Raw genomic sequence first — 8,114 nt, forward strand, 5'->3', positions numbered from 1 at the left:
GAGTTGGGGTTTCGTAGCCCGATGCGGCGCTCGCTAATCGGCATGCCAGGGGTGGGGAAAACGCATCTGGCCATAGGGCCGGCGTGGGCGACCCGCGCATGCGATCTGCGGCAACGGCACCAAATTTTCACCACTACCACCACCGACATGGCCGCCAACTGTCATCGCGCAGCGAACGAAGGCCGATGAGCCACGACCGCCCCGCTTACCCGAAGATCCTGTTCGAGGACCTACTCGCTCGTGCGGGGCAGAGCGGCGACCTGCTCATCGACCTTGCCTGCGGCACAGGCGAGATCGCGATTCCACTGCACGACCGGGTCGCCTGCGCGTCCAGGCCGTCGACCTCGAACCCGACATGGTCGAGGTCGGCCGCCGCAAAGTCGCGCCGCCGGCGCGAACAATATCGACTGGAGCGTCGGCAGAGCCGAGGAATTGGTGGTCACCGCCCCCGGCACGGTTGGTCACGATCGGCAACGCCTTCCATCGGCTCAATCGCGCGATGATCGCCGAACGTGCCGGTCAGTGGCTGGATCCAGGCTGTTGTCTAGCGATTTTGGGCAGCAGTACGCCGTGGAGTGGGACCGAGTCGTGGCGGGGGGTGCCGTCGATGTCGTGGCCCGATGGTCCGGCGAACCGGGACGCCCTGCGAGTGTGTCGCCAGCGACGGCCGACAGCGGCGCCCCTTCGCGACGCACCCATGAAGAGATCCTGCGGGAGGCGGGGTTCCTCGATGTCACCGAATACCGGTTCCCGACATCACACGCTTGGGCGGTGGACGAGTTCATAGGATTCTTGTGGTCGACCTCCTACACTGCCCCGATTCGCCAGAACCCCGCTCTCGCTATCGAATTCGAGAACGACCTTCGAGCGCAGTTGGTCGAGTGCGAGCCATCCGGACAGCTGCGGGAGTCGATCGCGCACTACTACATCCTCGGCCCCAAACCTTCGGCCCCAAACCTAACGCAAGGTGAGTGCTCTGCCGTGGGATCGGGACGCGCCTTCGACCCAGCAGCGGGAACGGCCTGTATCGGTCGACGGGTGTTCCGGCGTGGCGAGGCTGTCGATCATCGGGTAGACCCACCTTTTAGGTCGGTACTGGCCTCCTCAAGGAACGGGGATGCTGCACGGTGAGATGAGGTGGGCGGCGTCAGTAGCGCATCGTCATGTGACGAAATGATGGGGTGTGGTTCGCCGGTGAGTGCGGAGAGAGCAAAGGCGACTTCTTCGTCGGTTGCGGTGACGTAGGTGAGTGTGGTGCCGTCTTGTCCGGTGGGTTCGGCGTGGGCGGCGAAGGCGCGGGCGGTGGCGTAGCCGAAGTTGCGTTCGATCCAGGTGATGGTGGTGTGGCGTAGCCAGTGGGTGGTGATCTGTCGGGTGGTGACCCAGGGGAGTTCGCGGCCGATGCGGTTCCAGAGGTGGTCGTAGCGGCGGCGGGTGATCGGGTGCCCGTTGCGGTATCGCAGTAGTTGTCCGTTCGGTTCGGGGCTGAGGTCGCGGTGTTGGGACAGTCTGGTCATGAGGGTGGGGGAGACGGGTTGCCAGTGTAGGGTGCCGCCTTTTCCGCTGAGTCGGATCTGGCAGTGTGAATCTCCCCGGGTTTTGTGCTCATCGGGGTCGAGGTCGTCGTGTCGTAGTGCGAGGGCGCTGGAGGTGCGGCACACGGTTTCCAGGTGTAGCCGCAGGATGAGGGTGTCGAGATCGGGGTCGTTGCCTGTCGTCGCTGCGGCGTGGTTGATCTCGGTGAGCTGGCGGTGCGACAGGGCTCGGCGGCTACTGGGGAGTCGACGTGGTTTGTCGAGGTCGTTGGATGGGTTTTGTGCCCTGGAGATGAGGTGGTCCTTTTCGGCGAATTTGTAGAGGCAGCGGATCGCGGCGACCATGTGCTCTGCGGCTGAGCGTCCGCCGCGGCCGTTGCGGCGGACGACGGCGTTGGTTCGGGTCTTCTGGACCAGCGCTTGTAGTTCGAGTGCGGTGGGTTCATCGATTCTTCGGTCGGGCCAGTGTGTAGTGAGCTGGCTCCAGTAGGGGCGGTAGGTTCGTCGAGTTCCAGCCGATACGACAGCCGAGACTTGGGGAACGTATCCAGCGAAGGTGGGCATGGGCCCGTGGGTTGCTGATGGTTTGAGCAGGGCGCGGGGGTCGATGCCGAGTCGGTCCAGGAATACACGTGCGACCTCAAGATCGTCGGTGCTCACGCCGGTGCCTCGTGTAGGTCCAGGATGGTGGCCAGGGCGGACCGGACGGTGGCCGGAGGCAGTATGGCCAGGGCTCCGCGGTCGGGCAGTGCGATCAGTACGAGGTAGTCACCCGTTGAGATGTCTGAAATTCGCCTCACGTGGCTCGGTAGGTGGGCCCTCGTACCACGTGATCGATCCACCGCGCCGGGTGATCATCGATCTCGGTCGGCTCATCATGGCTCCGAAAGACTTCGGAGGAAATGTATCGCTACGGGTGCGCAGTGGAGGTTTGTCCCTGACCGGGACGACGCCGGGCTTGTTGCATGCGTGGGCGCGGACATCGACCGGAGGATGGCTCGCGTTGGTGTCGTGCGCAGTGACGACCGGGAATCGGCAGGGACGGGTACAGGTGCAGCAGTGGTGCTCGGAACAGGCCGTATCGCTACCGGAGGGTGATTCAGAGAGTGGCTGAGGAATGTGGAGTGATCGGGTCGTTCGCGAGGAGGGACATGGGCCTTCTATCCGGATGGCCATCAACGGCATCGAACCGTTGCGTGCTGTTATGGCGTGTCCTGGATGTTCAGGTCGGAGCGGCTCTGTCGCAATACAGTTGAGGAGACCGCCCGGATGTCTCAGTCGGCTAGTCAGGCCCCGCGTTCGAACGTTAGAGTTGAGTCTGTCGGGCGCGGGACGGGTGTCGGCTATGAGTGTGGGGAGTAGTTGTGGCCGTGAATCTTTCGTGCCCGCCTTGGTGTGAGTCGCACTTGGCATGGGATTTGAACAATCCCAGCGCTGGCTTTGTCCATTATGGACCGGAATTGGTGCTCGAAATCGCCGAAGTGGTGGTTATTGGCGTTATCCGTCGTATTTCTATGCGAGTCAGTGCTCGTGATCATGGAGAATCCCGCAGGTGTGTGATCGAGATGATGGATCCGCACGGAGTCGGCTTGGAATTGACCGCCGATGAGGCGCGGCAGGTAGTGAAGATGTTCATCGAGGCTGCAGACGTGCGACTGACCTCACCAGACGGGGAGTGCCCCTCGTGGTGTCTGGAGGACGCTGATCCCGATCTGGACGATCCAGACGACGAGCGCGAGCATCGAGGCCCATTTCGCGAGATGGTTGTTGCGGGCACCCACGAGCCCAGTGTCCCGATTGGTGTGAGGGTGCGGGCCTTCGACGAGGAAGACGAACGCCGGGTCTCGCTGGAGATGTTGGTGAAATCCATCTCCACCGAGCTCTTGGCGGCGGAAGCGTGCAAAATATCGGCGCACCTGCTCGACTGTGCGGATCTGGCCGAACTAGTGAATGTTCCTTAGACAGTTCAACTAAGTGGATTCGTCAAACTTAAGCTTGTTGCGATGGTACTCGTTCGCGGGTGACATCCAGAGTCACGTTCACGGCGTTGGCTGGCCGTAAACCGGTCACCCGGGAACAGCGATTAACGCGGCGACGATCAGCCTCCTGCGGTGTCGGGCCGGTCCCCGTACCCGCTGACCCCTTCGTGCTATCGCATGGGCCCCGCTGTACTCCCACGAGCGTCGACTGTGCCGGGCACCTCATGTGGCACTATGCCGTCAATCCATCGCGGTCCACGGCGGGTGCGAGGATGGCCGCGTGAATACCCAGATGATCGGCCCACTTTCAGCTTGGATCGCGGCAGGTATCTCATGTCTTGCCACCTTGTGGACTTTCTATCTTTGTCGTCGCGACCGTCAGGAACCCGCGTGGCTGCTCCAGCGGATCGAGGTGCAAGTTGGTCCCCAACTAGGGGCGTCCATCGCGCACGAGGGTGCTGGAAAGCCGGTGCTGGCGTGGGCATCTCTGACCAACATCGGTGACGGTGCCGCTCACGGAATCCTGATTCAGGGCGCGGTGTGCGGTGTAGGGCATTTGCTCCGGATCCCGCCGACAGTCGAGAGTATGTGTTGCACCGTAAGGTGCCGCGCCTGGTTCCCGGCGAGGAGGTTGGTCTGATGATCTGGGCCGACGGGATCACGACGTGGCCCGGTGGCTCATTGGAGGTCCAGTGCACACCGTCCCCTACCCGACACCGTCGGCGGATGCGTGAGGTTCTGGACTTGGCCGATGAGAGGACCTGGATGGAAGCGCTGGATCGACGGCCTGTGGACCGGCAGGCATTGGGTGTGGATTCCGAACTCTCGCAATGAAGCCCGGATGTCTGCCTGATCGTCGGGCTAGAAAGCGTCGTTTCTTCCGGTGACTGCTATCGGAAAGCCAGATCTGTCTGACCGGCAGGACAATATCATCGCTCGACCAACCGCGGCCGTTGGTCGTGCGATCTTGTCCATCTGTTTCCGGAGGTGTCGGTGAACGTGAGGTCCGCGCGGACCGTCGCGGCGTTGGGCGCGTAGTAGACGACCGTCTCTTCCGCCCCGGCAGGGAACGGGTCCGGGTAGCAGTCCGCCAGCCGTGCTATTTGCTGGCTTGTGATCGGGCTGACGATATTCATGATGAAGTCTTCCATCGTGGCGGCGGTGATTTCGGCGAACGGAGTGCCGCTGTGTGGGTTGGATGAATTGACCTTGCCCCGAACCCAATGCCATTAACTTACGGCGTTTGTGCAGGTCGGCAGTCGTGAATGCGGGCCGATGTGTGAGAGTTGCTGTGTAGCAGATGGTTTCGGGTAGGGTGCCGGTTCGTGGTGGAGGCGGGCCGGTTGACCGACCGGATCGGGTTGGGTGTGCTGACTCGGGTAGTGCATACGGATCTGGTCGACGAGGTGCTGGTGGCGACCGGTCGGTGTGAGAAGCGGCGGCGGCTGTTGCCTGCGCGTGTGGTGGTGTATTTCGTGTTGGCGATGACGTTGTTCTTCGACGACGCCTACGAGGAGGTGATGCGCAAGCTCGTCGACGGGCTGCGGTTTCTGCGGTCGTGGAGCGAGGACTGGCAGGTGCCGACCTCACCGGCGTTGTGCAAGGCCCGCGCCCGCCTCGGTGAGGAGCCGGTACGAGAGTTGTATCGGCGGGTGGCGGTCCCGCTGGCCGGGGCGGGAATCCCGGGCGGCTGGCTTGCCGGGCGGCGGGTGATGGCAGTGGACGGCGTCCAGATGGACATCCCCGACACCCCGGGCAACGAGGAGGTGTTCGGGCGCGGGAAGACCCATCAGAGCCTGGAGGACCCGTATCCGAAGGTGAAGGTCGTCGGCCTGGCCGAATGCGCCACCCACGCGATCATCGACGCCGAGAGCGGCGCGGTCACCACCGACGAGCGGGAGATCACCCGCGGACTGCTGGCCGCGTTCACCCCGGGAATGCTGGTCATCGCCGATCGCGGGTTCTACAGCCACGAGTTCTGGCGCGAGGCCGCAGCCACCGGCGCGGATCTGTTGTGGAGGGTGCAGTCCGGACTGAAACTGCATGTCGTACAGGAACTTCCGGATGGCTCGTATCTGTCGAAGTTGATGACCGATGTCGAACGCCAGCGGATCCGCCGCCACCGAGCCCGCGGCCTGGACACCGTCCCCGACGGCGTAACCGTCCGGGTGGTCGAATACGAGGTCGCCAACCGCGACAGCGATACCCCCGGCCCTATCCGCCTGATCACCACCCTGCTAGATCCCGCAGAGGTGACCGCGGCCGAGCTGGCCGCCGCCTACCACTGCCGGTGGGAGTTCGAGACCAGCCTCGCCGAGATCGAAACCCGCCAGCGCGGCAGCTACCGGCTGCTGCGCTCGCAGAGCCCCGCGATGGTGCGCCAGGAGATCTGGGGGCTTCTGACCACCCACTACACCATCCGCGAACTCATGTATCACGCCGCCGACCTCGGCGGAAACGATCCGTTACGGCTGTCGTTCATCCGCTCTCTCCGCGTTGTCCGGCGACACGTCACCGGACAAGCGGGTTTTTCCCCCTGACCGGCTCGCCACCGGCCTCACCGCCGCCGTCACCGAGATCCTCGAACGACCCAACCCGCCCCGGCGCCAGCGCAGCTACCCCCGCGTCCTCAAACGCGCGGGACGACACAAATTCAAGCGAAAAACACTGGCGCACAAGAATATCAATCACAACCAGCCACCGGAGATCCGGCTACACCAGCGCGTAAGTTAATGGCATTGGCCCCGAACCTCGGCGCGGTTGCGGTCGCTCAGGGTCTTCCACAGCATTCGATGACCTTTGGCTGTCACGCACTCGTCCTCGATGCGACTGCCTGTGGCGTCAACGGGATAGACATCTGCTTCGAGCTGAGCGATCGGTGTGGCGCTGCCGTTGCGGACTGTGACGTCCCAGAAGCCGGGTAACCCCGAAGTCGGGTTCACCCTAGGCGCGACTCTTCTGGCTTCATCGAACTCATAGGTGCGCTCGAACCGCTCCACCTCGATGCCAGCAGCCGAGCGGCTCTGGTGAGGATGCCCGAAGATCACCAAGTCCCCGGCCTCATCGACACTTCGCCGGCGAGGCGCGGGGCGGCCGAGGGCCGACAAGTGGCCTCGCACTGCGCCATACAGCTCATCGAGGGTCAGCCCCGGTGTCTGTCGGGCGAGGGACAGGAGGGCACCGGTGAACGCCGTGTGTATCTCTCCTAGCGGCGCGAAGGAAGGCTCGTTCGCTGCGGAGGAGGTGAGCGTGAATGTCCCATTAATCCGGAACTGGTTGGCCTGCAACGTATCGGCGTCGCTCATGGACTCGAACGCGCGACCGGAGAAGCAGCAGTCCAAGATCAGAACCCGTATCTTGGCCGGACTGTCCAGGAGATCCTCACGCAATGTTTCGAAGGGTAGAGCCTTCCAGGCCGCTCGCGTCTGGCTGCTGCCCGGAAGACCGAGATACAGGCGTCCTCGACTATCGACGAGGCCATGACCGCTGTAGTACACCAACAGAACATCCTCGGCCTCGCGGGCAGCCCGTACGAGAACGTCGCCGATCTCGGCGAGCTGCGGATTCTCCACGAGTGTGCAGTGCTGGGGAGCGAAAGTTCCCAGGTCGGGTTCGGTGAGCAACTGCCGTAGGTCGGAGAGGTTGGCGGAGACCGATTCGAGCGATGGGAGGGCCTCGGAGAGGTCGGCCGTGCTCTGTTCATCGGTTTCGTACCGGCTGACACCGATCAGAACCGCGCGCGACCTGTCGATATCGGGCCGTCGTCGAGTCATGGGGCGGTGTTCAGGGAGTCGATCATCTTCTGGAGGGCAGCGAAGGTCTGATCCTGCTTTATGCCGTTTGCCGTCGAGCAGGACTTCGGCGCCGTTGGGAAGCGTGACGGTCAGAGTGAGGTCAGAGTGTCGCGTGGTGAACCAGGTCTTGAGCGAACTGACGAGGACGGTGCCGATTCCTCCTGCGCCGAAGGCCACCATCAGTACGTCGGCGAGCCCACCCATCTGGCCATCTTGTGGCGGAGGGGTTTGCAGGTGTACCTGCCCGCGGAGGGCCTCGTCACGACCGAACCAGTCCCGTAGTTGGATCAAGTCGGAAGGGTTGCCACTGACTTGGATCGGCTTCTGCCCGTTCTGATTCGACATGCGGTTATCTTCCCGCATCGTCCTGACTCACTGCACACCCGACCTACCTCCTGACTCATGATTCTCGAACCTTGTGATGTCGGTCTGTCGCGCCACACGGGCGGCCTTATCTGCTCTGCCGCAGGGGACAAGGGACATCGCCGCCACCGAGTTGGTCGGCGAGCCTAAGCGTTGCACCAACTATGGCCCTCACCCCTCGGTGCCGTCGCTGGCGAAATACGCCCGGCCTTGGACAGAGCGTGGCTGATGTGGCAAGTCAGTACCGATCCGGCCGCACGGATACGTCACCGAGGACATCGCTTGTCGAGCGCTGCTCAAGGCCAGCGATGGCTCCGAATCACCGGCTGCTGCGCGGCTAGGTCGTGTTTAAGAAGTGAGTTGATGTCGGCTTGGTGGGGCGCTTAATCGCTTGTAGGCATTGGGGTTTGGTGTGTCGCTGCTGGGAGATAGGCGAGGTCTCC

General features: G+C 63.2%; 6 protein-coding genes. 3 read left to right on the forward strand and 3 right to left on the reverse strand.

All coding sequences use genetic code 11. The features are described from left to right. The first annotated feature begins 42 nt into the window (after positions 1-42). The gene (locus DAT37_RS43450; RefSeq protein ID WP_332873404.1) at positions 43-189 is read left to right on the forward strand and encodes an ATP-binding protein; all 147 of its coding nucleotides are present in this window, start codon (positions 43-45) and stop codon (positions 187-189) included. An 875-nt stretch (positions 190-1,064) separates the two neighbouring features. On the opposite strand, the gene DAT37_RS43455 is transcribed toward DAT37_RS43450, so the two are convergent. Then, positions 1,065-2,195, reverse strand: coding sequence for a tyrosine-type recombinase/integrase (locus DAT37_RS43455; protein WP_232840353.1), 1,131 nt, complete (start codon positions 2,193-2,195; stop codon positions 1,065-1,067). 746 nt (positions 2,196-2,941) lie between these two features. Here DAT37_RS43455 and DAT37_RS43465 point away from each other — a divergent pair. Beyond that, complete coding sequence (locus DAT37_RS43465) at positions 2,942-3,496, forward strand: DUF6907 domain-containing protein (protein ID WP_157979007.1); 555 nt, start codon at positions 2,942-2,944, stop codon at positions 3,494-3,496. Positions 3,497-4,443: 947 nt separating this feature from the next. Here DAT37_RS43465 and DAT37_RS45990 read toward each other — a convergent pair. Further along, positions 4,444-4,665 (reverse strand): hypothetical protein, encoded by a 222-nt coding sequence (locus tag DAT37_RS45990; RefSeq protein ID WP_109530804.1) that lies wholly within the window; start codon positions 4,663-4,665, stop codon positions 4,444-4,446. Positions 4,666-4,839: 174 nt separating this feature from the next. Between DAT37_RS45990 and DAT37_RS43480 the strand changes: the two genes are divergently transcribed. Then, positions 4,840-6,054 carry an IS4 family transposase gene (locus DAT37_RS43480; protein WP_109530805.1) on the forward strand — a complete coding sequence of 405 codons (1,215 nt, stop codon included), beginning with the start codon at positions 4,840-4,842 and terminating at the stop codon, positions 6,052-6,054. A gap of 189 nt (positions 6,055-6,243) precedes the next feature. Here DAT37_RS43480 and DAT37_RS43485 read toward each other — a convergent pair whose 3' ends face one another. After that, positions 6,244-7,671, reverse strand: a complete 1,428-nt coding sequence (locus DAT37_RS43485; protein ID WP_109530806.1) for an effector-associated constant component EACC1 — start codon at positions 7,669-7,671, stop codon at positions 6,244-6,246. Between the last annotated feature and the right edge of the window lie 443 nt (positions 7,672-8,114).

Origin of the sequence: Nocardia aurea (assembly GCF_003123685.1) — a bacterium.
GTDB lineage: Bacteria > Actinomycetota > Actinomycetes > Mycobacteriales > Mycobacteriaceae > Nocardia > Nocardia aurea.

Bases quoted from the DNA above. Each gene is read 5' to 3' on its own strand.
- DAT37_RS43450 (WP_332873404.1), top strand. From the start codon at position 43: ATGCCAGGGGTGGGGAAAACGCATCTGGCCATAGGGCCGGCGTGGGCG.
- DAT37_RS45990 (WP_109530804.1), bottom strand. From the start codon at position 4,665: ATGGAAGACTTCATCATGAATATCGTCAGCCCGATCACAAGCCAGCAA.
- DAT37_RS43485 (WP_109530806.1), bottom strand. From the start codon at position 7,671: ATGCGGGAAGATAACCGCATGTCGAATCAGAACGGGCAGAAGCCGATC.